The organism is Halomonas caseinilytica, from assembly GCF_001662285.1.
Lineage (GTDB): Bacteria > Pseudomonadota > Gammaproteobacteria > Pseudomonadales > Halomonadaceae > Halomonas > Halomonas caseinilytica.
Map to the genome: position 1 here is coordinate 62050 of NZ_BDEO01000011.1, position 25772 is coordinate 87821.

At 63.6% G+C, this 25772-nt stretch carries 24 protein-coding genes; 11 read left to right on the forward strand and 13 right to left on the reverse strand.

Annotated features, from left to right (window positions below; all coding sequences use genetic code 11):
• Nucleotides 1-20 precede the first annotated feature (20 nt).
• The 4 genes from HSDC_RS12435 to HSDC_RS12450 form a co-directional block, all read right to left on the reverse strand.
• Nucleotides 21-1298, reverse strand: coding sequence for a TRAP transporter large permease (locus HSDC_RS12435; protein ID WP_064700267.1), 1278 nt, complete (start codon nt 1296-1298; stop codon nt 21-23).
• Entirely contained in the window at nt 1295-1837 is a 543-nt protein-coding gene (locus HSDC_RS12440) for a TRAP transporter small permease (protein ID WP_064700268.1), read from the reverse strand. Before HSDC_RS12440 ends, HSDC_RS12435 begins: the two co-directional genes overlap by 4 nt.
• Before the next feature lie 84 nt (nt 1838-1921).
• Nucleotides 1922-2998, reverse strand: a complete 1077-nt coding sequence (locus tag HSDC_RS12445) for a TRAP transporter substrate-binding protein (protein WP_064700269.1) — start codon at nt 2996-2998, stop codon at nt 1922-1924.
• Between the two features lie 141 nt (nt 2999-3139).
• Complete coding sequence (locus tag HSDC_RS12450) at nt 3140-3916, reverse strand: AraC family transcriptional regulator (protein ID WP_064700270.1); 777 nt, start codon at nt 3914-3916, stop codon at nt 3140-3142.
• Nucleotides 3917-4154: 238 nt separating this feature from the next.
• Between HSDC_RS12450 and HSDC_RS12455 the strand changes: the two genes are divergently transcribed.
• From HSDC_RS12455 to HSDC_RS12470, 4 genes are all read left to right on the forward strand, one after another.
• Complete coding sequence (locus tag HSDC_RS12455; protein ID WP_064700271.1) at nt 4155-5330, forward strand: zinc-binding dehydrogenase; 1176 nt, start codon at nt 4155-4157, stop codon at nt 5328-5330.
• Nucleotides 5327-6391, forward strand: a complete 1065-nt coding sequence (locus HSDC_RS12460) for a proline racemase family protein (RefSeq protein ID WP_064700272.1) — start codon at nt 5327-5329, stop codon at nt 6389-6391. Before HSDC_RS12455 ends, HSDC_RS12460 begins: the two co-directional genes overlap by 4 nt.
• A 74-nt stretch (nt 6392-6465) precedes the next feature.
• Nucleotides 6466-6951, forward strand: a complete 486-nt coding sequence (locus tag HSDC_RS12465) for a LabA-like NYN domain-containing protein (protein ID WP_064700273.1) — start codon at nt 6466-6468, stop codon at nt 6949-6951.
• A gap of 87 nt (nt 6952-7038) precedes the next feature.
• Entirely contained in the window at nt 7039-8118 is a 1080-nt protein-coding gene (locus HSDC_RS12470; protein ID WP_064700274.1) for a patatin-like phospholipase family protein, read from the forward strand.
• A 17-nt stretch (nt 8119-8135) separates the two neighbouring features.
• Here the strand turns inward: HSDC_RS12470 and norR are convergent, their stop codons facing one another.
• On the reverse strand, nt 8136-9692 hold the full coding sequence (gene norR, locus HSDC_RS12475) for a nitric oxide reductase transcriptional regulator NorR (protein ID WP_064700275.1): 1557 nt from the start codon (nt 9690-9692) through the stop codon (nt 8136-8138).
• 297 nt (nt 9693-9989) lie between these two features.
• On the opposite strand from norR, the gene hmpA reads away from it, so the two are divergent.
• Nucleotides 9990-11174 carry an NO-inducible flavohemoprotein gene (gene hmpA, locus HSDC_RS12480; protein WP_064700496.1) on the forward strand — a complete coding sequence of 395 codons (1185 nt, stop codon included), beginning with the start codon at nt 9990-9992 and terminating at the stop codon, nt 11172-11174.
• A 64-nt stretch (nt 11175-11238) separates the two neighbouring features.
• Here hmpA and HSDC_RS12485 read toward each other — a convergent pair whose 3' ends face one another.
• Nucleotides 11239-12150: an AraC family transcriptional regulator gene (locus HSDC_RS12485; RefSeq protein ID WP_064700276.1), complete on the reverse strand. Its 912-nt coding sequence runs from the start codon at nt 12148-12150 to the stop codon at nt 11239-11241.
• Between the two features lie 319 nt (nt 12151-12469).
• Here HSDC_RS12485 and HSDC_RS12490 point away from each other — a divergent pair, with 319 nt between their 5' ends.
• The gene (locus HSDC_RS12490) at nt 12470-13534 is read left to right on the forward strand and encodes an NAD(P)-dependent alcohol dehydrogenase (protein ID WP_064700277.1); all 1065 of its coding nucleotides are present in this window, start codon (nt 12470-12472) and stop codon (nt 13532-13534) included.
• Between the two features lie 212 nt (nt 13535-13746).
• Nucleotides 13747-14094 (forward strand): GFA family protein, encoded by a 348-nt coding sequence (locus tag HSDC_RS12495; RefSeq protein ID WP_064700278.1) that lies wholly within the window; start codon nt 13747-13749, stop codon nt 14092-14094.
• Nucleotides 14095-14279: 185 nt separating this feature from the next.
• Here the strand turns inward: HSDC_RS12495 and HSDC_RS12500 are convergent, their stop codons facing one another.
• Genes HSDC_RS12500 through HSDC_RS12520 form a run of 5 tightly spaced genes read right to left on the reverse strand, consistent with a single transcriptional unit; the run spans nt 14280 to nt 19086 of the window.
• Nucleotides 14280-15449, reverse strand: coding sequence for an ABC transporter ATP-binding protein (locus HSDC_RS12500; protein WP_137055301.1), 1170 nt, complete (start codon nt 15447-15449; stop codon nt 14280-14282).
• Nucleotides 15446-16303 (reverse strand): ABC transporter permease, encoded by an 858-nt coding sequence (locus tag HSDC_RS12505; RefSeq protein ID WP_211612793.1) that lies wholly within the window; start codon nt 16301-16303, stop codon nt 15446-15448. Before HSDC_RS12505 ends, HSDC_RS12500 begins: the two co-directional genes overlap by 4 nt.
• A complete protein-coding gene (locus HSDC_RS12510; RefSeq protein ID WP_064700279.1) occupies nt 16287-17129 on the reverse strand; it encodes an ABC transporter permease in 843 nt (280 codons plus the stop codon). Before HSDC_RS12510 ends, HSDC_RS12505 begins: the two co-directional genes overlap by 17 nt.
• Nucleotides 17126-17950: an alkaline phosphatase family protein gene (locus HSDC_RS12515; RefSeq protein WP_064700280.1), complete on the reverse strand. Its 825-nt coding sequence runs from the start codon at nt 17948-17950 to the stop codon at nt 17126-17128. The genes HSDC_RS12510 and HSDC_RS12515 overlap by 4 nt, the downstream gene beginning before the upstream one ends.
• 53 nt (nt 17951-18003) lie before the next feature.
• Nucleotides 18004-19086: an ABC transporter substrate-binding protein gene (locus tag HSDC_RS12520; RefSeq protein WP_137055303.1), complete on the reverse strand. Its 1083-nt coding sequence runs from the start codon at nt 19084-19086 to the stop codon at nt 18004-18006.
• 322 nt (nt 19087-19408) lie between these two features.
• Here HSDC_RS12520 and HSDC_RS12525 point away from each other — a divergent pair, with 322 nt between their 5' ends.
• The gene (locus HSDC_RS12525; protein ID WP_244534456.1) at nt 19409-20095 is read left to right on the forward strand and encodes a UTRA domain-containing protein; all 687 of its coding nucleotides are present in this window, start codon (nt 19409-19411) and stop codon (nt 20093-20095) included.
• Between the two features lie 53 nt (nt 20096-20148).
• On the opposite strand, the gene HSDC_RS12530 is transcribed toward HSDC_RS12525, so the two are convergent.
• Entirely contained in the window at nt 20149-21051 is a 903-nt protein-coding gene (locus tag HSDC_RS12530; protein WP_064700282.1) for a LysR family transcriptional regulator, read from the reverse strand.
• Nucleotides 21052-21155: 104 nt separating this feature from the next.
• On the opposite strand from HSDC_RS12530, the gene HSDC_RS12535 reads away from it, so the two are divergent.
• Nucleotides 21156-21896, forward strand: a complete 741-nt coding sequence (locus HSDC_RS12535; RefSeq protein WP_064700283.1) for an SDR family oxidoreductase — start codon at nt 21156-21158, stop codon at nt 21894-21896.
• A gap of 27 nt (nt 21897-21923) precedes the next feature.
• Here HSDC_RS12535 and HSDC_RS12540 read toward each other — a convergent pair whose 3' ends face one another.
• Nucleotides 21924-22628: a lipoyl protein ligase domain-containing protein gene (locus tag HSDC_RS12540; RefSeq protein ID WP_082920035.1), complete on the reverse strand. Its 705-nt coding sequence runs from the start codon at nt 22626-22628 to the stop codon at nt 21924-21926.
• A 226-nt stretch (nt 22629-22854) separates the two neighbouring features.
• Between HSDC_RS12540 and HSDC_RS12545 the strand changes: the two genes are divergently transcribed.
• Complete coding sequence (locus HSDC_RS12545; RefSeq protein WP_064700284.1) at nt 22855-24024, forward strand: isovaleryl-CoA dehydrogenase; 1170 nt, start codon at nt 22855-22857, stop codon at nt 24022-24024.
• Between the two features lie 105 nt (nt 24025-24129).
• Nucleotides 24130-25737 (forward strand): carboxyl transferase domain-containing protein, encoded by a 1608-nt coding sequence (locus HSDC_RS12550; RefSeq protein ID WP_064700285.1) that lies wholly within the window; start codon nt 24130-24132, stop codon nt 25735-25737.
• The last annotated feature ends 35 nt before the right edge of the window (nt 25738-25772 follow it).

The following is a 25772-nucleotide window of genomic DNA, read 5'->3' on the forward strand; positions in this document are numbered from 1 at the left end:
GCGCCTCCTTGCGTCGTCCCTCAGCCAAGCAGCGAGGGAATCCAGGTGGAAAGGAACGGAAAAGCGGCCAGCAGCACCACCACGGCGATGAAGGCACAGTAGAACGGTAGGGAGGCCAGGATCGCCCGTTCATAGGGCACCTCAGCGATACGCGCCGCCGTCATCAGGGTCATGCCCACGGGAGGCGTGACATTGGCGATGTTGAGCGTGACGATCATGACGATGGCGAAATGCAGCGGATCGAAACCGAGCGATACCATGGCCGGAACCACCACCGGGCCGATCACCACCAGCGCCGGCAACACATCCATCACCGTGCCGAGCACGACCAGCAACAGGCACACCAGCATGATCTGCACGAAGGGCACATCGCTCAACGTGGCAATGGCCGTGGCGGCCTCCCGGGCAATGCCGGAGCGCGTCACGAACCAGCCGAGTACCGCCGAGGTCGCCAGTAGGAAGAACACCACCCCGGAGAACTTCACCGTGGTCACCAGGGCATTCCAGATCTTCTTCGGGCTCAGGTTGCGATAGAAGACCGCGCCGATGAAGATCGCGTAGACGGCCGCAAACCCCGAGGCCTCGGTGATGGTCGTCATGCCCGAGAGAATGCCGCCGAGAATGATCAATGGCACCAGCATGGCCGGCAGCGCCGAAAAGAACGCCAGGACGGCCACGCGAATCGGCGTGCCGGCCTGCTTCGGATACCCTCGTAGCCAGGCCAGCACAATGCTGGTCAGCAGCAATGCGGCGGTCATGAGCACACCTGGCAGGATACCGCCGGCGAACAGGTCGATCACCGAGATGTCGCGCAGCAGGGTCGCATAGACCACCATCACCACGCTGGGCGGAATGATCGGCCCGATGATCGATGAACAGGCCGTGATGGCGGCGGCATACTCGGCGTCATATCCCTGCTTTTTCATCTCGGGAATCATGATCTTGCCGATCGCCACGGTATCGGTGATGGCCGCCCCGGTCAGGCCGGCGAAGAACAACGACACCGTGACGTTGACGTGGGAAAGAGCCCCGCGAATGCGACCGAACAAGGCATTGTTGAAGGCGATCAGTTTCTGGGTCAGCCCGCCCTGGTTCATCAACTCGGCGGTGAAGATGAAGTACGGCACGGCGATCAGCATGTAGCCGGAGACACCGGCAAACATGCGATCGGCGATGATGCCGACCAGGCGCTCGCCGCCCAGCGAATAGACACCGGCGACCCCGGAGATCGCCATGACCACGGCGACCGGAGCCCCGATCAACAGCACGACGACGAAGGTGATGATGGCGGGCGTCATGAGCGGGATTCCTCGTCCTGGCGGATCACCTCCTCGATCACCGCGGACTCGTCGGTGAAATGCTCCAGCAGGCTGAAGCCGTGTACCAGGTGCAGCAGGAAGATGACGCCGGAGATCGGCACGGCGATGGCCGTCCACTTGCGCGAGATTTGGATGGCATCCGAGACCATGTAGACCTGGGTGGCGTTCTGGAAGAAGCTCCAGCCGTACCAGATCACCAGCAGCGCGAAGAAGGCGATCACCGCCAGAGTGAGCACGGCGGCCACCTTGACCAGGGCCTCGGGCAGCACGCGCATCAGCAGTGTCATGGCCACGTGCTCGCCGGCATGCAGGGCAATGGTCGACGACAGCATGCCGATCCATGGCAGAAACAGTCTGGCCAGCGAATAGGTCCAGCTCAGGGCCCCACCGGTGAACAGCGTGTACAGAAACCCCGTGAAGGAAATGGCCAGCATGCCGAGGATGCAGGTCACGCAAATCACGATGGCGACCTGGTTGACGGCATCACTGAAGCGGCGGGCCTGGGTCAGTCGCGACATGATCGATATCCGAATGAGCGAACCAGAGACATTGGCCGTGGCGGAACCCTGTCCCACCACGGCTATCGCACAATGTATCGGGCCTTACTGGCCATAACGCTGGAAGGCCTCCTCCGGCAGCGAATCGCGCAGCGCATCGACCTTGGCCAGCATGTCCTCGACCAGTTGCTCATCGGCGCCGAAGTCCTCGACGATCCATTGCTTCCAGGCCGGTCGGGCGATCTCGGCCATCCGCTGGCGTTCCTCGGTGGGCATGATGTAGCACTCCTCGAACAGCTCGCAGGACGTCTGCCAACTGGCTGTGGCAAGCATTGCCGAGGCGCCGTGACTCAACTCCACCGCTTCCCGGGCCGCCTCGGTGACGATGCGCTGGTAGTCCTCGGGCAACGTCTGAAACCAGGTCTCGCTGACCACCCAGGACGCACTGTTGTAGACATGGCCGGTCAGGGTGGTGTAGTCGGTCACTTCGTCCAGGCCATAGGTGGTATTGATCACCGGCGCGTTGAACTGGCCATCGGCCAGACCGGTTTCCAGGGCAGTGATCAGCTCCCCCCAGGGCAACGGCGTGGCCGAGGCGCCCAACGCCTTCATGGTGGCCACGTGAGCGGGATTTTCCTCGGTGCGGATGTTGAGTCCTTCGAGATCGTCGACGGTCTTGATCAGGCGCTCGTTGTTGGTGAAGGCCACGAAGCCGCCACCGTCATCGAAGGTTCCCAGATAGCGCATGTCGGCCGCCTCGATGGCGCCGGACATGAAATCCGCGAACCACTGGCTGTCGAAGAAGGCCCAGGCCTGCCGCCAGTTGTCGAACAGGAAGGGCGCGGTGACCACCTGGTAATCCTCGTAGAAGGACGACATCGCCCCGGAAGTGAGTACGCTCGACTGAAGGGCGCGGCCGCCGGCCTGCACCTGCGAGCCGGTTTCCACCTCGGAGCCCATCTGACCGCCACCGAAGATGTTGACCGCCAGATCGCCACTGGTGAGCGATTCGACCCGTTCCTTGAAGTGCACCAGGGCAGGATAGATGCTGTTGTTCTCGAGGTTTTCGGGAATCAGGGTGGCAATGGCCATCTCGTGGGACTGGGCCTGCACCTGGGCGCTGACCATGGCCAACGGCAAGGCGGCCAGTGCCGTCAGGCGGGCGAAGGAATGGCTCGGCATCGTATCGTCCTCGCGTCTTTGCTGTTGTTATCGCCCATCGTGAGACGATGTCCACGACAGGCCGCTGTACAGCAATGTAGGAAGCGATACGGCATCATGCTTGCCTGCGAATGAGAACTTCTTGCCCCAGGCTCACGCGTCTCAGCTCAACCGCCGCTCGCTCGACGGCGACACTTCGAAGGCGCGTCGATAGGCGCGCGAGAAACTGCCTTGGTCGCGGAATCCCACCAGCGCCGCGATCTGCCCGAGACTCAGGCCGCTATGGTTGACCAGCGTTCGGGCGTGTTCGAGACGACGCTGCTGGACATAGGCCAGAGGCGTCATCTCCATGCGCTCGCGAAAACAGGCATGAAAGTGCCCGACACTCAGGGCGCACCGGGCCGCCAGATGCTCGACGCGAATCTCCTCGGCCAGGTGGCGATCGATCCAGTCATCCAGTTGGGCCATGTCGAGCCGGCCATCGCGCCCGGCCACGTATGCCTCCCCTTCCCCGGAAAGCGGTTGCGACTCCAGATGCAGGTAAAGCGCCCGCAGCAACAGGGCGGCGATCTCGCTGTGCAGGGCCGGACAGTGCTCGAGCTGCTGCATCAGGCTGTCGGCCAGCCGATTCAGGCGCGGGGGCACGCCGAAGAAGCGCGGGCGATCGAACAGTCGCTCCATGTCGCCGGCATTGCGCAACGCAGGCAGCGTGGCGACAGGGATGTCGAGCACGAAGGTGCGGTTTCGCCCATCGCCCATGTATTCATGATGATGGGCACAGGGAATCAGGCATCCTCGACTGCCGGTGACCCGCTCGCCGTTGCCTTCGATGGAAAGCTCGGTGGCACCTCGAGTCGCCAGGATCAACTGATGATGCCCATGCACATGGGCCACATGTTCGCGTGCGAGATTGGTGGCGCGTAGATCGATCAGCGACATCGCGCGGGCCTCGGCATGCTGAGTGGTTAACGCCCTTTTACCATGGCGCCGAGGCACGAGTAGCGCAAGTGAGTCGGGGCAATCCGAGTCAACGCTTGGGGGCCGGCGCCATCACCATCGGGAGCGCACCGAAAAAACGCCCCCTCCAGGGCCTGCAAATCGGAAAAAAACCCCACTGGCCAAGCCGCGGTTCTTTGCTATCGTCGGCGCTTTAATCCCCAATGCAAGGAGCACGCCGATGGGCTTCACCCCTCTGCCGGAGACGGTCCCCACGACCATGTCGGCCATGCTGCTGACCGGGCATGGCGACGTCGACAAGCTGGTCTATCGCCAGGACGTGGCCACACCGAGCCCTGCCGCCGGCGAGGTCCTGGTCAAGGTGACCGCCACGGCCAAGAACAACACCGACCGCAAGGCACGCGAGGGACTCTACCCCACCAAGGACAAGGGAGAGGTGGCCTCCTTCGCCATGGGAGGTTCACCGACCCTGACCTTTCCGCGCATCCAGGGTGCCGATGTGGTCGGCACGGTGGTGGCCGTAGGCGATGGCGTCGATGCCTCGCGCCTTGGCGAACGCGGCCTGCTGGACTTCAATCTCTACGCCGACGATCGTCGCCACATCAACCTGACGCCGGACTATTACGGCCACGGCGCCGACGGCGGTTACGCCGAGTACATCGCCGTGCCGTCCGACCAGTTCCATCATGTGCCCAACTCCGAGCTGAGCGATGCCGAACTGGCCGCCATGGGCATGTGCTCCTACCAGACCGCCTACCACATGATGACCTCGGCAGGCATCCAGGCCGGGGAACGTGTCCTGGTTACCGGTGCCAGCGGCGGCGTGGGAACCGCCCTGATCCAGCTCTGCCGGATCGTCGGCGCCGTGCCCTATGCCCTGAGCCAGCGCGACAAGGCCCAGGCCCTGCTGAACCTCGGCGCCGAGGCGGTGCTCGACCGCTCCGACATGAGCGACTTCACCGAACAGGTCAAGGCCGTGACCGGCGGAGCCCCCATCGACGCGGTCATGGACCTGGTCGGCGGCGAGATGACCGACCGCTTCATCGACACCATGATCTTCGACATGAAGGCCCGCGACAGCTATCCTCGGCTCTCCATCGCCGGTGCCAGCGGCGGCAACGTCAGCGAGATCATGTGGACGCGGATCTACCTCTATCAGGTGCAGATCTTCGGCGTCTCCCACGGTACCCGCGAAGAAGCCGAGCAACTGGTCGACTGGATTCGCGACGGCAAACTCAAGCCCGTGCTGCATGCAGCCTTCAAGCTCTCCGAGCTGCACGAGGCCGAACGTTACTTCGTCAATCGCGGCAGCAACTATCTGGGCAAGATCGTCATCGTGCCGGACAGCGAATGGTCGCAGCACGGCGCCCCCCACGCCCTCGAGGGACACCAATGACCCAGACACCCAGGTCCCAGACACTCGGCATCCGCCTGATGGACACCCACGCCGGCGGCGATGTCAGCCGCATCGTGCTCGGTGGCATCACGCCCCTGCCGGGCGACACCGTGCGAGCGCAGATGGAGTACCTGCGCGACGACGCCGACGGGCTGCGCAAGCTGCTCCTTGAGGAACCCTACGGCATCCCCGAGATGTCGGTGGATCTGATCGTGCCGGCCAGCGACCCGAGAGCCGCTGCCGGCTACATCATCATGGAAGTGATGGGCTACCCCATCTACTCCGGCTCCAACACCATCTGCACCGCCACCGCCGTGCTCGAAGCCGGCCTGGTTCCCAAGCAGGAAGGTCGCCAGCGCTTCATGCTCGAGGCACCTGCCGGGCTGGTCCAGATCGAGGCGCTGGTCGAGAATGACGTGGTCGAGGCCATCACCTGCGAGGGCCTTCCCAGCTACATCGACACCCACAAGGCCAGCATCCATGTCCCCTCGATCGGCGACGTGACCTACAGCGTGGCCTACAGCGGCGGTTTCTATGCCCTGGTCGACGCCACCGAGCTTGGCTTCTTGCTGGTCGCGGAAGAAGAGCGCCACCTCTCCGAATGCGCCCACAAGATCGTCGAGGCGATCCAGGCCGAACGCGGCTTCTCCCACTACACCCTGGGCGACGTCGGCCCCCTGCCCTTCCTGCACTTCATGGGGCCGGTGGAGCAGGTCGCCGACGACTTCTATCGCTCGCGCTCGGCAACCTACGTTCACCCTGGCGTGATCTGTCGCAGCACCACCGGGACCGGGACCTCGGCCCGCCTGGCACTGATGCACCATGAAGGCCGCATCCAGCCCGGCGACAAGCTCGAGACGGTATCCCTGCGCGAGACCGGTTTCATCGGCGAGTTCACCGGCACTCGCCAGGAAGGCACCCACCAGGTCGTGGAGAACACCATCACCGGAAAGAGCTACGTCTTGGCGCACTCCGACATCGTCGTCAATCACGAGGACCCGATGGTGAAAGACTGGAGCTTCCATCATATCCTCGAGACACACCACCACGGTTCCACCTGAACCGTTCGCGCCGGTCTCGGCCGGCGCTTTTACTCTCGTCCGGGCAAGCGCCCGGCAGCCACCAAGGGGCTCGCATGCCGACGGCGCTGATCCTGCTGGACATCCAGAACCTGTACTACACCAGTCGCCACACCTATCGGCGCAACGTCGACTACAACGCCCTGTGGGCGCGCGCCACCGAGGGGCGACGCGTTGCCCGGGCCATCGCCTATGCCATCGACCGGGGAGATGCCAAGCAACGCCAGTTCCAGAACATCTTGCGCGCCATCGGCTTCGAGGTGAAGTTAAAGCCCTTCATCCAGCGGGCCGATGGCTCGGCCAAGGGCGACTGGGATGTCGGCATCACCCTGGATGCCGTCGCCCACGCCCCCGAGGTGGACGTGGTCGTGCTGGCCTCGGGGGATGGCGATTTCGCCCTGCTGGCCGAACGGCTCCGACACGACCATGGTGTCGAGGTAGAGGTCTACGGCGTCCCGGCCCTCACCGCCGACGCCTTGATCCGCTCGGCCTCGCGCTTCATTCCCATCGAAGGCGATCTGCTGCTGGGTACAGCGCCCTAACGGTGCCCTCGGACGTTTCGACCGTGCAGGCAACGATCACCTGCGTCTACACTGCACTGCAACATGCCAGGTTCGACCGGAGGGGACATGTCGCAGGAACGCAAACGCATCGATCTTGCCTTGCAAGGCGGCGGCTCCCATGGGGCACTGACCTGGGGCGTGCTGGACCGCCTGCTGGAAGACGAGCGACTGGAGATCGTCGGCATCAGCGGCACCAGTGCCGGCGCCATGAACGCCGTGGTACTCGCCGACGGTCTCCACCGCAACGGTCGTGACGGAGCCCGCGAGGCCCTGCGCACCTTCTGGGAAGCCGTCAGCGCGGCGGCTCGCTTCTCGCCCTTCCAGCGCAGCTTCTGGGACAGGCTGATGGGCAACGACAACCTGGACCATTCCCCGGGCTATCTGTTCTTCGAAGGCCTCACCCGCCTGGTCGCCCCCTCGCAGCTCAATCCCATGGGATTCAATCCACTACGCGATCTCGTCGAGCGCCAGATCGACTTCGAACGGGTCAACGCCTGCCGAGGCGTCAAGGTCTTCGTCACCGCCACCAACGTGCGCACCGGACGTGCCACGATCTTTCGTCAACCTGGCCTTTCGGTCGACTCGCTGATGGCCTCGGCCTGCCTGCCCTCGATCTTTCCCGCCGTGGAGATCGACGGCGAGGCCTATTGGGACGGCGGCTTCAGCGGCAACCCGGCCCTCTACCCGCTGGTCGACGACCAGGACTGCCGTGACCTGGTCGTGGTTCAGGTCAACCCGCTCGTGCGCCAACGGCTTCCCGATTGCGCCCGGGATGTCATCAACCGCATCAACGAGATCACCTTCAACTCCAGCTTGATCAAGGAACTGCGCAGTATTCAGCTACTTCAGCGCCTGATCGAAGCAGAAGGCCTGGAACTGGAGAATTATCGCGCCATGCGCCTGCATCTGATCCACACCGAGCAGGATATCGAGTCACTCGGCGCCTCGAGCAAGATGAACGCCGAATGGCGCTTCATCTCACGGCTTCATGAACTGGGCCGACGCTGGGCCGACCAATGGCTGGACGAGCACTTCGACGCCATCGGCCAGCACTCCACCTTCGACCTGGATGCCGTCTTCGACGACACCTTTCGTCCCCTCGGTCGCACCGAGGGCGCCTTTCGGGCTCGCCGACAACAAGAGTGAACGCTTCGCGGAGCCGTTCACGTCGCCTTCAGCCCCAAGCGTCTGGCCAGCCGATGCAGATTGCCCGGATCCATGCCCAGTGACCGGGCCGCCGCCGCCCAGTTGCCATCATGGTCACGCAGGCTTGCCTGGATGTGACGACGCTGGAACGCCTCGGTGGCCTCCTTCAGCGACAGCGACGGCTCGAGAGACGCCGACGATTCGCTCGAACCCTGCCGAACGTCCAGGCAGGCCGAGGCGGTCGCGTCATCGGGCAGATCGAGATGCTCGCGCGTGATCAACGCCACGGCCTGGCGCCGATCGCTGGTTGCCACCAGGCCTTGCTCGCCCAGCGCACGCAGTGCCGCCCTGGCCAGCGTATGCTCGAGTTCACGCACATTGCCCGGCCAGCGCCAGGCCAACAGCGCCGTTTCGGCCTCCGCCTGCAACCGCAGGTTGTGAAGCCCCAAGCGCACCCGATTGACCTCAAGGAAGTGGCCGACCAGCAGGGGAATATCCTCGGGACGCTCCCGCAAGGGCGGCACATGCAGGGGAAAGGCACTCAGGCGGTGATAGAGATCCGCGCGAAAACGACCGGCCTCGACCTCGACATGGAGATCGCGATTGGTGACGGCAACGACCCGTACATCGACCTTGCGCGGCGTCTCGCACCCCAGCGGCTGGATCTCCCCCTCCTGCAGCACACGCAGCAGCTTGGGCTGGAGTGCCAGCGGCAGTTCCCCGATCTCGTCGAGCATCAGGGTGCCTCCGTCCGCCATCGCGAAGTGGCCGCGCCGGTCCTCTGTCGCGCCGGAAAAGGCACCGCGTCGGTGACCGAACAGCTCGCTCTCGATCAGACTCTCCGGCAAGGCCGCGCAGTTGACCTGGACCAGGGGGCCCTGGTGGCGACGCGAACGTCGGTGCAATGCCCGCACCGCCAGCTCCTTGCCGACACCGGTCTCTCCGTGCAGGAGCACGCTCATGTCGGTGGGCGCCACCAGCTCGATGGCACGGTCGAGCTGGCGCATGGCACGACTGTTCCAGCGCCAGTTGATCTCGGAGGGAGACGCCTGGGCCAGCACCTCGTTGAGGCGGGTGCGCGTGGTGCGCAGTCGCTCGGCCAGGTGCAGACAGGTACCCAGCAGCCGCGCGATGCTCAGCAGTTGATCGTCATCGAGGCCATCCAAGCGCCCCGGTTCGAGCGCATCCAGTGTCAGCAGGCCGGTCAGGCGCTCATCATCGCGCAAGGCGACGCCGAGGCAATCGTGCACATCGCTGAGATCCTCGTCGATCAAGCCATCGAAGGGGTCCGGCAGCGGACTGTCATGGGGGAATCGGCACACCCCGGCGTGGCTGGCGATCGCGGCGAGCCGGGGGTGATCCTGCAATGCAAAGCGCCGCCCGCGCACCTCGTCATCCAGTCCCAGCAGGGCCACCGGTCGCAAGGCTTCACCATCCATCACCATCAAGGTACTGGCATCGGCGGGAAAATCGCCGACCAGCGCCTGCAATAGGTCGCCCCAATGCGCCTCGGATGCCTCATATTCCGAGAGCTGTGCCAGAAGCGTACGAAGCGCCTTGAGAAATTCCGTCATGGGTCACCTTCCCGAACGACAGCATTGTGCACGCCCCGATGCGCATGCCAAGGCGTGCAATGTAGTGTCACAACGACACTATAAGTGTCATATTGACTATTGTCATTACAACATTGGTGATGCTTAAACTGTGAACCCAGCCCTGCATGCTGTCGCGACACATGTCTATATCTCTTTTAATAACAGATAGTTGCCAACCAGCATGCGGCAAGGTGTCGCAATGACAGCGATATGGAACATGCCTTGCTCCTACAGGGTGTCATCAATCACATCCCCCGAACGAGGCTGACGCGAACCATGCTGACAAACAAACAGGAAGGCATCATCGAGGCGACCGCTCCCGTCGTGGCCGAACATCTCACCACCATTACCCAACACTTTTATCCCTTGATGTTCGAGCGCTATCCCGAGGTCGCTCCCCTCTTCAACCAGGCCCACCAGGCCACTGGCGGCCAGCCACGTGCCCTGGCCAACTCGGTGCTGGCCTATGTCCAACTGCGCAAGGAGCCGGCCAAGGCTCGTCACGCGCTGGAAACCGTCGTCAACAAGCACGTCTCGCTGAACATTCAGCCCGACCAGTATCCGATCGTCGGCGAATGCCTGATGGCCGCTATCGGCGATGTCCTGGGTGAGGCCGTCACCGAAGAGGTCGCCGATGCCTGGGGCGCACTGTATCAGGAACTGGCTGACCTGCTGATCGACCTCGAGGGCCAGCGCTATCGCGAATTCGCCGATTCCCCCGGAGGCTGGCGCGGTGTCAGGGCCTTTCGAATCGCCGATATTCGTCAGGAAAGCGCTGTCATCCTCTCCTTTCTTCTGGAGCCCGAGGATGGCCAGCCCGTTGCCGACTTCCGCCCCGGCCAGTTCATCGGCGTCCGCCTCATGATCGATGGCCAGCCGGTGTATCGGCACTACAGCCTGTCGGCCTTCCCCAATGGACGCAGCTACCGGATCTCCATCAAGCGAGAAGCCGACGGTCTCGTCAGCCGCCATTTCCATGACGTGCTGAACGTCGGCGACCGTGTCGAGCTGCTGCCACCGGCCGGCGACCTGACGCTGCCTGAGGAGGGCCACGACCCGGTCATGCTGCTCAGCGGTGGCGTCGGTCAGACTCCCATGCTGTCGCTGCTCCGCCAGGCACTGGAGCAGGGGCGGCAGGTCGTCTACCTGCATGCGGCGCTGGACAAGGATCATCATGCCTTCGGCAACGACGTGCAGGCCCTGGCCCGCGACTATCCCGACCAACTGCGGGTGGTCACCGTCTACGAGCAGGCCGACGAGGCCAGCCATGTCGACCATATCGGGCGTGTGGACCATGAGCTGATCGCCCGCTACCTCCCTGCAGGCGCTCCGCACTGCTATTACGTCGGTCCACAGGGGTTCATGGTCGCCGTCGATGGCTATCTACAGGCGCTGGGCGTGCCCGAAGCGCGCCGGCACTTCGAACACTTCGGCCCCTCACGCGCGCTAGAAGCCGCCTGATACGCGCTACCACCGGTCGAGGATAGCCGCCACTCGGCGGCTATCCGGCCACGCCACGCCTCCATCATGAAACACGCCATGCACGCTCTTCCTGACGATGCTGCAGCGGCGAGGTTCCGAAGTAACGCTTGTAGTCGCGACTGAACTGGGAGGCACTACGATACCCCACCGCCGAGGCCGCCTGGTTCACGTTACAGGTCTTCTGGGCCAGCAATTGCTGCGCCTTGAGCAACCGCAACTGTTTCAGATACTGCAGCGGCGAGGCCTGCACGATGTCCCGGAAATGCTGATGGAAGGTCGACGGGCTCATGTTCGCCTGGCGGGCCAACGCCTCCACCGAGACGTCTTCCGCATAGCGGGCATGCAGCCGCGACAGTACCTGAACGATGCGCGAGTAATGCCCCTGGTGCAGTACCAGAGCACGCAGCGCCGGACCTTGCTCGCCCCGCAAGGCCTCGAAGACCACGTCTCTCACCCGCGACGCTCCCATGGCGGCCGTCTCGGCGGGATCATGCAGACTCCGCAACAAGCGCTCCACCGCCCCCTGCATGCCATCGGTCATCGACACCGAGGCCATGGGCACCGGCGACGCCTCGCCCTCTCCGCTCCCCTGACCGATGCCATCGCCGATGGTCGTCACCAGTTCGCCGAGCAAGGCCGGATCGAGATGCACCGCCACCCCCAGCAAGGGCGCCTCCGGGGAAGCGTGGGTTTCGCACTCGAAAGGTAACGGCAGCGTCTGTACTAGGTATTGACCGGGACCATAGTGAATTTCCCGGTCGCCCAGATAGCCGATCTTGTAGCCCTGGGCCACGATGATCAGGCTCGGTTCGTAGATCATCGGGGTACGACCGCTCGGTCGATGCATGGCCATCAGGGACACCGCCGACAGCCGGGTCGGGGTATAGCCATCGCCCTCGATCAGGGGTGCCATCAACTCGATCAACGAGTCGGTGCGGGAGCTTGCAGCATGCATCATGGAATCCTTCATCAGTGCCCGGGCCCGGACACCCATTCATCACGGCCACTTTCATCGGCGAGCAACATAGCTCGTAGAAACTAGCAAAACAGGGAAGACACATAGTGTCATGATCAGCGCCTTTAACCACGATGATGCCTCATCATGGCGGAACAGCATGATGGCGAAAACGGTGCCTGCATGTCATGGCAAGACGCCCCCTTTCGGAGAAACGTGCAAAAAATCCGGAGGAACGTCGGTCCTCACCGCCCTTCTGCCCATCCATAATGGCCCAGGCCTCGCACCGAGGCATCACTGACCGACAGGAGAGCCATTCATGAGTCAGACTCGTGCCTATGCGGCCCACGCGGCCGATCAGCCCCTGGCCCCTTTCACCTTCGAGCGCCGTCAACCGCGACCGGACGACGTCGCCATCGAAATCCTCTACTGCGGCGTCTGCCACAGCGACCTGCACTTCGCCCGCAACGACTGGGGCATGACGCGTTTCCCCATCGTGCCCGGCCACGAGATCGTCGGTCGCGTCACCGCCGTGGGTGATGACGTCAGCCGTTTCCAGGTCGGCGACATGGTCGGTGTCGGCTGTATGGTCGACTCCTGCCGCCACTGCCAGCCCTGCCAGGACGGCGTCGAGCAGTTCTGCCTCGAAGGCTTCACCATGACCTACGGCAGCGACGACCGCCAGGACGGCACCATGACCCAGGGCGGCTACTCGGACAGCGTCGTGGTCAGCGAGCATTTCGTGCTGCGCATGCCCGAAGGCCTCGATCCGGCCGCCGCCGCCCCGATCCTCTGCGCCGGCATCACCACCTATTCGCCGCTCCGGCACTATGGCGTCAAGGCCGGCCACAAGGTCGGCGTGATCGGCATGGGTGGCCTCGGCCACATGGGCGTCAAGCTGGCCAAGGCATTGGGTGCCGAAGTCACCGTCTTCACCCGCTCCGACGCCAAGGTCGAGGAAGCCCGACGCCACGGCGCCGACCACGTGGTCGTCTCTTCCGATCAGGCGCAGATGGACGCGGTCGCCGAGACCTATGACTTCATGCTCGACACCGTGCCGGTCCAGCATGACCTCAATCCCTATCTGGCGGCCCTCAAGTACGACGGCACCCACATCCTGGTCGGCCTGCTCGATCCCATCGAACCGGCCATCGAAGGCTTCAACCTGGTCTTCAAGCGTCGCGTGCTGGCCGGCTCGCTGATCGGCGGCATCCCCGAGACCCAGGAGCTGCTCGACTTCTGCGCCGAGCACGACATCACCTGCGATATCGAAACCATCGACATCCAGGACATCAACACCGCCTATGAGCGCATGGAGAAAGGCGACGTGCGCTACCGCTTCGTCATCGACATGGCGTCGCTGAAAAACGCCAGCGCCGACTGACGGCTCGCGCCTGCCGAGGGCTCCCCTCGGCGGGCTCTTCTTTTGCCACACCCCGCAGGCACGCGTCCTCTTTCGTCCTCCTTTCCCGCCATACAGACCTCGCCAAAGCGGCGACGAGGCTGTTCCATCTTCCGCTTTCGACGCTGTGACATCGGGAAACTGCTGCCATACTGACCGAGCAAGGTTCCCGAGACACCGTGGAGGCACCACCAATGCATTATGAGGGAAGCTGTCACTGTGGCCAGATAACGTTCGAGGTAGAGGGCGAGCTGGAGAAGGTCATGGAGTGCAATTGTTCGCATTGCAGCCGCAAGGGCTACCTTCTCTGGTTCGTGCCACTCGCCGACTTCACCTTGAACAGCCCCGAGTCGGCATTGTCCACCTACACCTTCAACCAGCACGTCATCAAGCACCACTTCTGCCCGACGTGCGGCTGCGCACCCTTCGGATTCGGCGCCGACCGCTCGGGTGCCGAAACGGCGGCCATCAACGTGCGATGTCTGGAAGGCGTGGAACTGACGAATCTGGAAAGAGTGCCGGTCGATGGGCGGGCCTTGTAGGCCATGTGGATCGCCAAGCGCCCCCCGTTCGACCTCTCGGGCGCTCAATCGAAATCAACGATAGGCGAGGACGAAGGATATATCCCCGGAAGTGCGGGTGAGAACGAGCACCATCGCCTGCTGATCGACTTCCTCGAGCGCCATCTTCAATAGGCAGGCCTATCGAAACGTCTAGCCGGCCTCGTTCATGTCTCGATTTCCTGCACTTCATCCAGATCCGCATGGACGACGACGCGATCCTGATCGTCCAATAGATGGCGCGCACTGCGGTTAAGCACATCCACATTGAGCAGCAACTCACCGCATGCCACCTCATAGCGAACGACGTTGCCCAGCAGGCGTCGGCGACGGATGACGCCTTGGCAGCCAGGCCCCGCATTGGGGGGCAGTTCAGCCGATTTGGCGGGATCGAGCCCGTGCGCGACGAGATAGAGCGCCTCGGGACGCAGCGCCACCTGGCCACGCTCGCGGTTGCATCCTAGAAGGGGCGCTGCCTGACGAGCATCAAGCAGATTGTAATGCCCCATGAAACCCGCCGCATGCCGACCGGCGGGACGGGTATACAGCCGCTCGGCATCGCCCTGCTGTAGAATCCGCCCTTGATGCATCAGGAAGATGCGATCCGATAGCATCATCGCTTCCTCCTGGTCATGGGTCACGAACAGCGTCGTCAGCCCCAGCGTCTTCTGGATGTCGCGAATCTGGTCGCGCAGATGCCGACGAATCCGAGCATCCAGCGCCGACAGCGGTTCGTCCATCAAAAGGATCTGCGGCTCCACGACCAGCGCCCTGGCCAACGCCACTCGCTGACATTGTCCGCCGGAAAGCTGGTGAGGGTACTTGTCGGCATGTGCCTCGAGCTCGACCAGCCTCAGCACCTCCTCGACCCGCTGCCGGCGGGCTTCGCGCTCCACCCGCTGCATGCGAAGCCCAAAGGCGACGTTATCGGCGACCCGCATGTTGGGAAACAGGGCATAGTGCTGGAAGACCATGCCGATGCCCCGCTTGCGGGGCGGAAGCTGGGTGATGTCTTCCCCGGCGATTCGCACGCTTCCCTCGTCCAGCGCAGTCAGCCCGGCGATGCTGCGCAGCAGGGTCGACTTGCCGCAGCCGGAAGGCCCCAGCAAGGTGATGAACTCGCCCTGGGCGATATCCGCCTGGATATCCTGGAAGACCCGAGTGGCGCCGAACGCCTTGGCCAGCCCCTCCAGTTGCAGATAATCCGAGCGCGGAGGACCGACGGCATCCACGACGTCACGCGCCGACGTCGCCTCCCCGCGGCTCTGCGAGTTGAAGGGCATGGATGCAGGCCCTTCCTTGTAGACCGGGGAGCCCATGGCTGTTGACGGCATCATGAGGCAGACTCCTTGGCAAGGTCCTGGCCCGACTGACGATTGCCCAGCCAGGTCAGTACGAGAGTGAAGGCGAACAAGGTAATCACCAGGGCACTGGTGAAATGGCCACTGGCGCCACGCATGTTGTTGAGATATACCTGCAGGGTCTCGAAGCGCGTGCCCACCAGCAGGTTGGCGAAGACGAACTCGCCGACCAGGAAGGAAAACGACAGGAAGATCGCGATCTGCACGCCGACCCGAATATTGGGCAACACCACCAGGAAGAAGGCCTGCAACGGGCCGGCTCCCAGCAGTCGCGCTGCATCCATCAGCGAGGCCACATCGATGGACCTCAGGCTGTTGGCGATGGCGCGGTACATGAACGGCAGCACGATGGTGAAGTAGGTCGGAATCAGGATCCAGGGCGTCCCCACCAGGGGCAGCGGCCCGCCGGCATAGAGTTGCAGCAGCCCCACCGACGAGACCACTGGCGGCACGGCAAAGGGCATCAGGATCAAGCCATTCATCCAGCCATCCAGACGTGGGTAACGGGTCTGGGCCAGGAAGGCCACCGGCAGGATCAGCACCAATGACAAGGCCAGCGCACCGACGGCCACCAGCAGCGAGCGCACGAAGGCAGCCTGGAAGCGCGGCGTGGCCCACAGCTCGACGAACCACTTCAGGGTCAGCGAGTCCGGCAACAGGCTGGCCCCCCAGTGCCCGGCCAGGGCATAGCCCAGGGTCACCACCAACGGCAAGGCCAGGATGGTGAACACGCCCAGCACCACCAGCCTGTGCGGGTCGAACCGCCAGCGAGGCCTCGCCGTAGAAGACGGTCCCGAAGCCATCGTGACAGTATCAGCGCTCTGCGACATGATAACTCCTGCGAAGTAGCCACTGCTGGATCAAGGTGACCATGGCCAGCAGCAGCACGAGAATCAGCGCCAGCGCACTGGCCAGGTTGGGCTGCAGAAAGAGATCCCCCGACACCAGGTTGGCGATGCGAATGGTCACCAGGTTGTAGCTGGTGTTGACCAGGGCATAGACCGTCGCATAGGCCCCCATCGCATTGGCAATCAGGATGGTCAGGGTGCCCAGCAGGGCCGGCCACAACACCGGCAGGCCAATATGCCGCCAGTAGGCCAGACGCCCCGCTCCCAGCAGGCTGGCCGCTTCCTGCCACTCCGTACGCAAGCCCGCCAGCGCCGGGAACAGTAGCAACACGCCCAGCGGAATCTGGAACCAGGTGTAGATGACGATCAGCCCCGTCTTCGAGTAGAGGTTGAAATCCTCGATGATCCCCAGACGCTGCAAGGCCAGGGTCAGCACGCCATTGGTCCCCATCAGGATGATGAAAGCAAAAGCCAGCGGCACGCCGGCGAAATTGCTGGTCATGTTGGTGAAGGCCACCATCCAGCGACGCAGAGGCCCTCGCGTATGGGCGAGGCTATGGCAGGTCAGAGCGGCAATGGTCAGACCGAGCAGGCTGGACACCAGCGAGATTTCCAGGCTGCGCCCAATGGCCTGACGAAAGAAGGGTGACGTGACGATCTCGCGGAAATGCCCCAGGCCCCAGCCGTCATCCACGCGAAACGCACTGATCGCGACCCATGCCAACGGCGCCAACTGGAAAGCCGCGAACACCACCACGAAAGGCAGCAACCACAACAAGGCCGGCGAAGCAGCGTGAAGCCCTCTCATGACTCCCCCTCCTCCTGGACAAGCAATTCGCCATGGAACGGCTTGTGATGCTCCAGTCCCATCAAGGTGGCCAGGGTCCCGCATAAGCGCCTCTGTTCAACGAGTGGCACCGGACGCCGAGAGAATCCGTCCCCCAGCGTCCAGAGCGGTACCCCGCGCTCGACTTCCAGCGAGCCCGAGTGAGAGCGATCGGCATTCATGCCATGATCGGCGGTTACCATCACTTGATAGCCTGCCTCCAGCCAGCGCGGCAGGTAATCGGACAGGGCAATATCGGCACGACGTGCCGCATTGCGATACTGGGGCGAATCTCCCCCATGGCGATGCCCGGCATCATCGATATTCATGCTGTGCACCAGCAGAAAATCCGGATCGTTCAGTTGACGGAGCATCTCGGCATCGCTGAATAGATGGTCGTCCGGATAGTGATCCTGCCAATAGAAAAGCCCGGCCTGGATGGCGGCATCCGGCGCTTGCCGAAACCGGTGCCGCGTGCGGTCGAAGGGCGCCTCGAGGTAAAGCTCGCTTACCCAATGATAGGCCGCGGCCGCCGTGCGCTTGCCTTGCCGGCTAGCCAGGTCAAACAGGCTGGTGCCATGGGAACGGCGCACCACATCGTTGTTGACCACGCCGGAATCGACCGGGCGGTCGCCGGTCAGCAGGCACTCGTAAAGCGGCCGCGACATGGCCGGTAACTCGCAGCTCAACGTGTAGTAACGGCCCCGCCCCACCTCGCAGAGCGCATTGAGATAGCCCATGGCATGATGACCGACAAGGTGGTTGAGACCGTCGAGCACAATGAGTATCACGCGGTGTGACATGGTAACTCCTGGCCGCTACCCGGCACGGATAGCGGCAACGCTGACATGACGGGTTACTGCTGATGGATCAGCACCTGGGACTGCCACTGGCGGGGCAGTTCGCGGGCGCTCTGCTCCCAGGCAGCGAAGTCCTGGATCGGCCGGGCGTTGGCATACTGCTCGTTGGGCAGCAGCCTGGCCGCAATCTCGTCGGGCATCTCCAGATGCTCGGCCCGGATCGGACGCGCATACCCTTCCGCCAGATTGAGCTGCCCCTGATCGGAGAGAATGAACTCACGGGTCAGCTTTGCCGCATTGGGATGCACGGCATGCCGATTGATGATGGTGGCATAGCCTGACGTCACCGACGCATCGGCAGGAATCACCACCTCGAAGGCATCGGGATCGATCTGGTCGCGATAGTTCAGGGCATTGAAGTCCCACATCAGCGCCACCTCGATCTCGCCCTTCTCGAGATTGGCAATGCTGGGCTCGGCCAGCGAAAGCCGCCCTTGGCGAGCCAGTTCGGCAAACACCTCGAAACCGGGGGCCAAATCCGCCTCGCTGCCGCCGTTGGCATAGGCAGCCGCCAGCACGGCATTGTTGGCCTGGGACGCCTGGCCCACGGCGCCAGCCGAGACCTTGTAGTCACCCTCGCTGAGATCAGCGAAGGCGTCGGGACGCTGGTCTTCCGGCACCAGTTCCTTGTTGATCATGAAGGCGATGGTGCCGGTATAGCCGAGCATCCAGTGGCCTTCCTCGTCCTTGGCCCACTCGGGAATCTCATCCCAGGTACTCGGCTTGTACGGTTGCGTGACACCCTGCTCCACCGCGATGGGACCGAACGCGAATCCTACATCGCCGATATCGGCCGTGGCGTTTTCGCCCTCGGCCTTGAACTTGGCCACTTCCTCGGCCGAGCTCATGTCGGTATCCATGTGCTCCAGGCCATACTCGGTCTTCAGGTCATGCCAGGTATCCTTCCAGTTGGCCCAGGAGTCCGGCATCCCGACGCTATCGACACGCCCTTCCTGCTGAGCGGCCTCGATGAGGGCCGGCAGATCCGACGGATCGGCATGGACACTACCGGCCATGAGTGTGGCACCCAGGGCACAGCCCAGCGCCAGACGGGGAAGGGGCGATCGACGCGGCAACATGGTGTGACTCCTTGCAAGAATCGTGAGAAGCAAAACGTCGCCTGGTCTAGTTCAGGCAGTGGCAAGGAGGACTCTAGAGACGCTTTATGACGCCATGGTGTCAAATACGTGGCAGCCACGTTGCGCGTGATAACAGCGTATTTCATCCTGTTGAAACAGACAGGACGCTAGACTGAGATGGAAAGATTCACGTCATTAATCAAGCAAACTGAACTAGACCAAGAATCCCTCTCGAGATCCCATGCCTTCAATGCCAGCAGCTTCCACAAACCCGCTTCGCTCATCAGCCATGCCCGCCAGTCAGCAAGCCCATGACCTGCGGATGACATTGTGGGAACTGCTGACCCAGCACACCCTGCGCCCCGGTGACCGCTTGCCCTCCGAGCGGCAACTGCTGGAGCACCTGAACACGACGCGCATCACCCTGCGCGAGGCGCTTTCACAACTGGAAGCCGAGGGACGCATCTACCGGGAAAGCCGCCGCGGCTGGTTCCTCTCTCCCCCACGCCTGCGCTACGATCTGCTCGCCGGCCTGCCCTTCCACGAAATGGTCGAATCGCAACGGCGCCGCGCTGCCACCGAGCTGCTGGAAGCCCATGAAACGGCCGCCTCGGCGACAGTCGCCAGACGCCTGGGCATGGCGGAAGGAACGCCGGTCTACCGGATCGTCAGAGCCAGAAGCATCGACGGCCGTCGAGTGCTCTATGTCGAACACCACCTCAGGGTCGACTGCTTTCCCGACATCCTCGCGTTCGACCTTGCTGCCTGCTCATTGACCGAACTCTATCGGCGGGAATACGCCATCCGGGTCAGCCGCGTCAGCTTCGAGCTGGGGTCCACGGGGCTGGGCCATCGAGCCGCCTCCGCCCTGCACGCCGCGCCGGGCAGCCCGGTGCAGCGCATCACCCGCATCAATCATGACCAGAACGGCCGCATGGTGGATTGCGACGATGAATACTGGCGACACGACGCCATCGAACTCACCCTGAGCGCTGCCCCGCAATCCTGAGCGATCACGTCAGGCGGGCGCGCGACTCCCCGGTACACTTCCCAGCATTGTCGCTACACATCGGAACGTGCCGCATAGATCGAGGTGATCCAGTCCAGGAAGACTCGCACGCGGGGCGATAGCTGCCGCCGCTGAGGATAGACCGCGTGCAGCGGCAGCGTCGGTTTGGGCCACTCTGGCAGGACTTCCACGAGCTCTCCCCGCTCGATCAGGGGCGCGACATGAAAGCGCGGCAATTGAATCATGCCGCATCCCTGGCGAGCACTCTCCACATAGGTCGAGGCATCGTTGACCGTGATCCAGCCACCGACCTCGAAAGCCCGGGAACGGCCATCCACGATCACATCCAGGGTGCTGTCCACCGCATTGTTGCCAGAGAAGAAATTGACCACCTGGTGCTTGTGAAGCTCGTCGGGATGACGCGGATACCCGGCGCTCTCCAGGTATGCCGGGCTGGCACAGATCGTCTGGGGCATTTCAGCCAGCTTGCGGGCGACCAGGCTGGAATCCGCTGGGGCTCCGGAGCGCAGCGCACAATCCACGCCCTCTCCCACCAGATCCACGAACCGGTCTCCACTGGTCAGAATCAGCTCCAAGCGCGGATAACGGCGATGGAACTCCTGAATGCGCGGCAACACGATCAGCCGGGCCTGGGCGCCATGCATCTCGACACGCAAGACACCGTCGGGATTATCGGCGACCGGCTTCAGGGCTGCTTCGGCATCCTCCAGTTCCGCCAGCAGACGCACGCAACGCTCGTGGAACGCCTTTCCCTCGGGGGTGGGACGTACCTGTCGCGTCGTGCGTTCCAGCAGGCGTACACCCAACCGACTTTCCATCCGCTGAATGGCCAGGGTGGCGGTCGCTCGGGGAATATCGAGCCCGTTGGCCGCCTTGGTGAAGCTACCGCTCTCCACGATGCGCACGAAAAGGGTCATCGCCTCGAACCGGTCCATACGAATTGTTTTTCCTGGCTGAATAGTCTTTGCAGATTAGCTGATTTATTCGCGTGATTGGAATGCCAATACTGGGCAGCGTCAACTCAACGAGGAACGGATCAATGACCGACACAACGCAGCAAGTCGCACTGGTGACCGGCGCTTCCCGTGGCATCGGCCGTGCCATCGCTCTCAAGCTCGCCGAGGATGGCTTCGCCGTGGTGGTGAACTATGCCGGCAATGCGGAGCTGGCAAACCAGACTGTGGCCGAAATCGAGACGAACGGTGGCCGCGGAGTGGCACTACAGGCCGATATCGGCGATTCGGCGTCCGTCATTCGGCTTTTCGACCAAGCGCTGGAGGCGTTTGGACGCCTCGACGTCGTGGTCAACAATGCCGGCACCCTGCAGATGGCGAACATCACCACCGACAATGTCGAGGTCCTCGACCGTACGCTCGCCACCAACCTCCGCGGCAGTTGGCTGGTGATGGCCAAGGCAGCCGAAACATTGCGCGAGGGTGGGCGCATCATCGCCCTGTCATCGAGCGTGCTGGCGAAATCCTTCCCCGCCTACGGTGCCTACATTGCCAGCAAGGCCGGTGTCGAGGGGCTGATCCAGGTACTGGCCAATGAACTGCGCGGGCGCAACATCACCGTCAACGGCGTGGCCCCCGGCCCCGTGGCCACAGAGCTGTTCTTCGAAGGCAAGAGCGACGAGCAGATCGCCTCGATCGCTGCCATGGCCCCCCTCGAGCGTTTGGGACAACCGGAGGAAATTGCCGATGCCGTCGCCTTCCTGGCCGGGCCGCAAGGCGGCTGGATCAATGGGCAGGTGCTACGCGCCAACGGCGGTTTCGCCTGAGGCGGTCCCGACGACGCACGATCCAGCTCACTCCGACGAACGCAAACGCGTCATCAGGTCGGAGAGTGCTGCCTCGAGTTCCAGTTCGGGCACAGCCTGGCGCAGGGCGATATGGGCGTCCGGCTGGAACCGCTGCGGGTCGTCGACGACCTCCTGGAAGGCGTTGACCACCTCGACCAGCATCGACGGTTCCCCATCGACCTGCATGGCACCATGCACCAGCAGCGCCATGTCGCGGCTACCCTTCACGCGGCGCCAGCGCTGGGCAGTGCCGACCAGCTTGCGGCCGGCGATGCGCACGTTGAAGCGGCCATCGCAATAGGCACCGGCCACCTCGCCGAGATCCGCCTCGGCCACGCCCAGGGAGGCCAACCAGTCACACCAGGGGTCGCCCAGGCGATGATAGCCCCACTCGAGATGCGCCGCCGAACTGCGTACCTCACAGCGCACCACCAGAGCCAGGTTGACCACCATCGGCCCCTGAGGCACCGGCGTACCCCCGGTGGCACGGAACAGTACCGGCCAGCCCTGCCCCTCCAGGCGTGACCGTGCCTCGTCAAAGCCTTCGAGACGAGCGTGACGACGCGGCATCACCAGAGCCCGGTCATGCGGCGACCATGCCAGGCACGCCAGATGGCTCTCGCCCCGACACACCGCCTCCAGCAACGCCTCTTCGGCGGCGAGGCCCTCTTGCACCGAGGGGCGGTACAGAACCGTGTCGCTCGTCATCATATCGCTCGCTCCAGGGTGAAGCGCCCAGCTTACGTCGTCGCTTGCACCTGGCGCCATCGCTGCGCAGGCAAATTGCGGCTATCCGCGCGCCCGAACTCACCACCTTGGTCGAACCTCAATCCCATGACCTTTACGTTAACGTAAACCTGTCTTAGTCTTGGCATCATCACCTCGATGAATGATCGGGTGCGCCTCGTGGCGCGCCATCAGACCAGCGGAGTTCACCATGCACGCGCCCTACCAGCCCCTCGACTTCGGTCTCGATGACGAACTGAACATGCTGCGCGACCAGGTTCACGCCTTCGCCCGCGATGAGATCGCACCTCGCGCCGCCGAGATCGACGCGCAAAATGCGTTCCCCGACGACCTCTGGCAGAAGTTCGGCGACATGGGCCTGCTCGGCATCACCGTGCCCGAGGAAGACGGCGGCAGCGGCATGGGCTATCTCGCCCACTGCATCGCCATGGAAGAGATCTCGCGGGCAAGCGCCTCGGTGGCGCTCTCCTACGGCGCCCATTCCAACCTCTGCGTGAACCAGATCAAGCTCAACGGCAATGCGCAGCAGAAAGCCAGGTACCTGCCCGGCCTGATCAGCGGGGAGCACGTCGGGGCACTGGCCATGTCCGAGCCCGGCGCCGGTTCCGACGTGGTCTCCATGAAGCTCAAGGCCGAGCAGCGTGGTGACCGCTATGTGCTCAACGGCAACAAGATGTGGATCACCAACGGCCCCGATGCCGACGTGCTGGTGGTCTACGCCAAGACCGACCCGGACGCCGGCTCCAAGGGCATTACCGCTTTCATCATCGAGAAGGGATTCGCCGGCTTTTCCACGGCACAGAAGCTCGACAAGCTGGGCATGCGCGGCTCCAACACCTGCGAGCTGGTGTTCGAGGACTGCGAAGTGCCCGAGGCGAACGTCCTCGGCGAGGTGAACAAGGGCGCCCGGGTGCTGATGAGCGGCCTCGACTTCGAACGTACCGTGCTGGCCGCCGGACCGATCGGCATCATGCAGGCGGCCATGGACGTGGTGGTGCCCTACCTCCACGAACGCAGGCAATTCGGTCAGTCCATCGGCGAGTTCCAGTTGGTGCAAGGCAAGGTGGCCGACATGTACACCACCCTGAACGCCTGCCGGGCCTATCTGTACGCCGTCGCCGGCGCCTGCGACCGCGGCCGCACCTCACGCAAGGACGCCGCCGGCGTGATCCTCTACTGCGCCGAAAAGGCTACCCAGATGGCACTCGACGCCATTCAGCTGCTCGGCGGCAATGGCTACATCAACGAATACCCCACCGGGCGATTGCTGCGCGACGCCAAGCTCTACGAGATCGGCGCCGGCACCAGCGAGATCCGCCGCATGCTGATCGGCCGCGAAATCTTTAACGAGTCAAAATAAGCCGGAAGCTGAAAGCCAGAAGCTGGAAGAGCTCACATCCATGGTTGGGTGGTTTTTCTTCAAGCTTCCGGCTTCGAGCTTCCAGCTTTTATCCCGGAGGGATAAATGAGCGTTCTAACATCCCAAATCAATCCGCGCAGCGAGGGTTTCCAGACCAACGAGGCGTCGATGCGCGCCGAGGTAGGCCGGTTGCGTGAGCTGACCGCGGCAATCCACCAGGGCGGTGGCGAGAAGGCGCGCGCCCGGCATGAGTCGCGCGGCAAGCTGTTCGTCCGCGACCGTATCGATCACCTGCTCGACGAGGGCTCGCCCTTTCTCGAGTTCTCGGCGCTGGCCGCCCATGAGGTCTACGACAGTCCGGTGCCCGCCGCCGGTGTGGTCACCGGCATCGGCCGGGTCTCCGGCGTGGAATGCGTGATCGTCGCCAACGACGCCACGGTCAAGGGAGGCACCTACTTCCCGCTGACCGTGAAGAAGCACCTGCGCGCTCAGGAAATCGCCCGCAAGCACCGCCTGCCCTGCCTCTACTTGGTGGACTCCGGCGGTGCCTACCTGCCGTGCCAGGACGAGGTCTTCCCCGACCGCGACCACTTCGGGCGCATCTTCTACAACCAGGCCACCCTCTCCGCGGAGGGCATTCCGCAGATCGCCGTGGTCATGGGCTCGTGCACCGCCGGCGGCGCCTATGTACCGGCCATGGCCGACGAATCCATCATCGTGCGCGAGCAGGGCACCATCTTCCTCGGTGGTCCGCCGCTGGTGAAGGCCGCCACGGGCGAGTCGATCAGCGCCGAGGACCTGGGCGGCGCCGATGTGCACGCCAAGGCCAGCGGTGTGGCCGATCACTACGCCGAGAACGACGCCCATGCCCTGCAACTGGCGCGACGCTGCGTGGCTCGGCTCAACTGGCAAAAGCACGGTCAGCTGGCCATGGCCGAACCCAAGCCGCCGCGCCTCGATCCCGAGGAGCTCTACGGCATCGTCGGCACCGATCTCAGAAAGCCCTTCGAGGTTCGCGAAGTGATCGGCCGCATCGTCGACGACTCCGCGTTCGACGAATTCAAGCGCACCTACGGCGACACCCTGGTCACCGGCTTCGCACATATCCACGGCCACCCGGTGGGCATCGTCGCCAACAACGGCGTACTGTTCTCGGAATCCGCCATGAAGGGCGCGCATTTCATCGAGCTGTGCGCTCAACGCAAGATTCCGCTGGTGTTCCTGCAGAACATCACCGGCTTCATGGTCGGCTCCAAGTACGAGCACGAAGGCATCGCCAAGCATGGCGCCAAGCTGGTCACCGCCGTGGCCTGCGCCCGCGTGCCCAAGTTCACCATACTGATCGGCGGCAGCTTCGGCGCCGGCAACTACGGTATGTGCGGTCGCGCCTATGATCCCAACCTGCTGTTCATGTGGCCCAACGCGCGCATCTCGGTGATGGGCGGCGAACAGGCGGCCGGCGTGCTAGCCCAGGTCAAGCGTGAGCAGCTGGAGCGCGAGGGGCGCGAATGGTCCGCCGAAGAGGAAGCTGCCTTCAAGCAGCCGACCCGCGACCAGTACGAGCACCAGGGCCACCCCTACTACGCCAGCGCGCGACTCTGGGACGACGGCGTCATCGACCCGGCCCAGACCCGCGACGTGCTCGGCCTATCGCTCGCCGCCGCCATGAACGCCGAGATAGACGACACGAAGTTCGGCGTATTCAGGATGTGACCCCTTGCTGCGCAAGGGAGCCGGAAGCTTGAAGC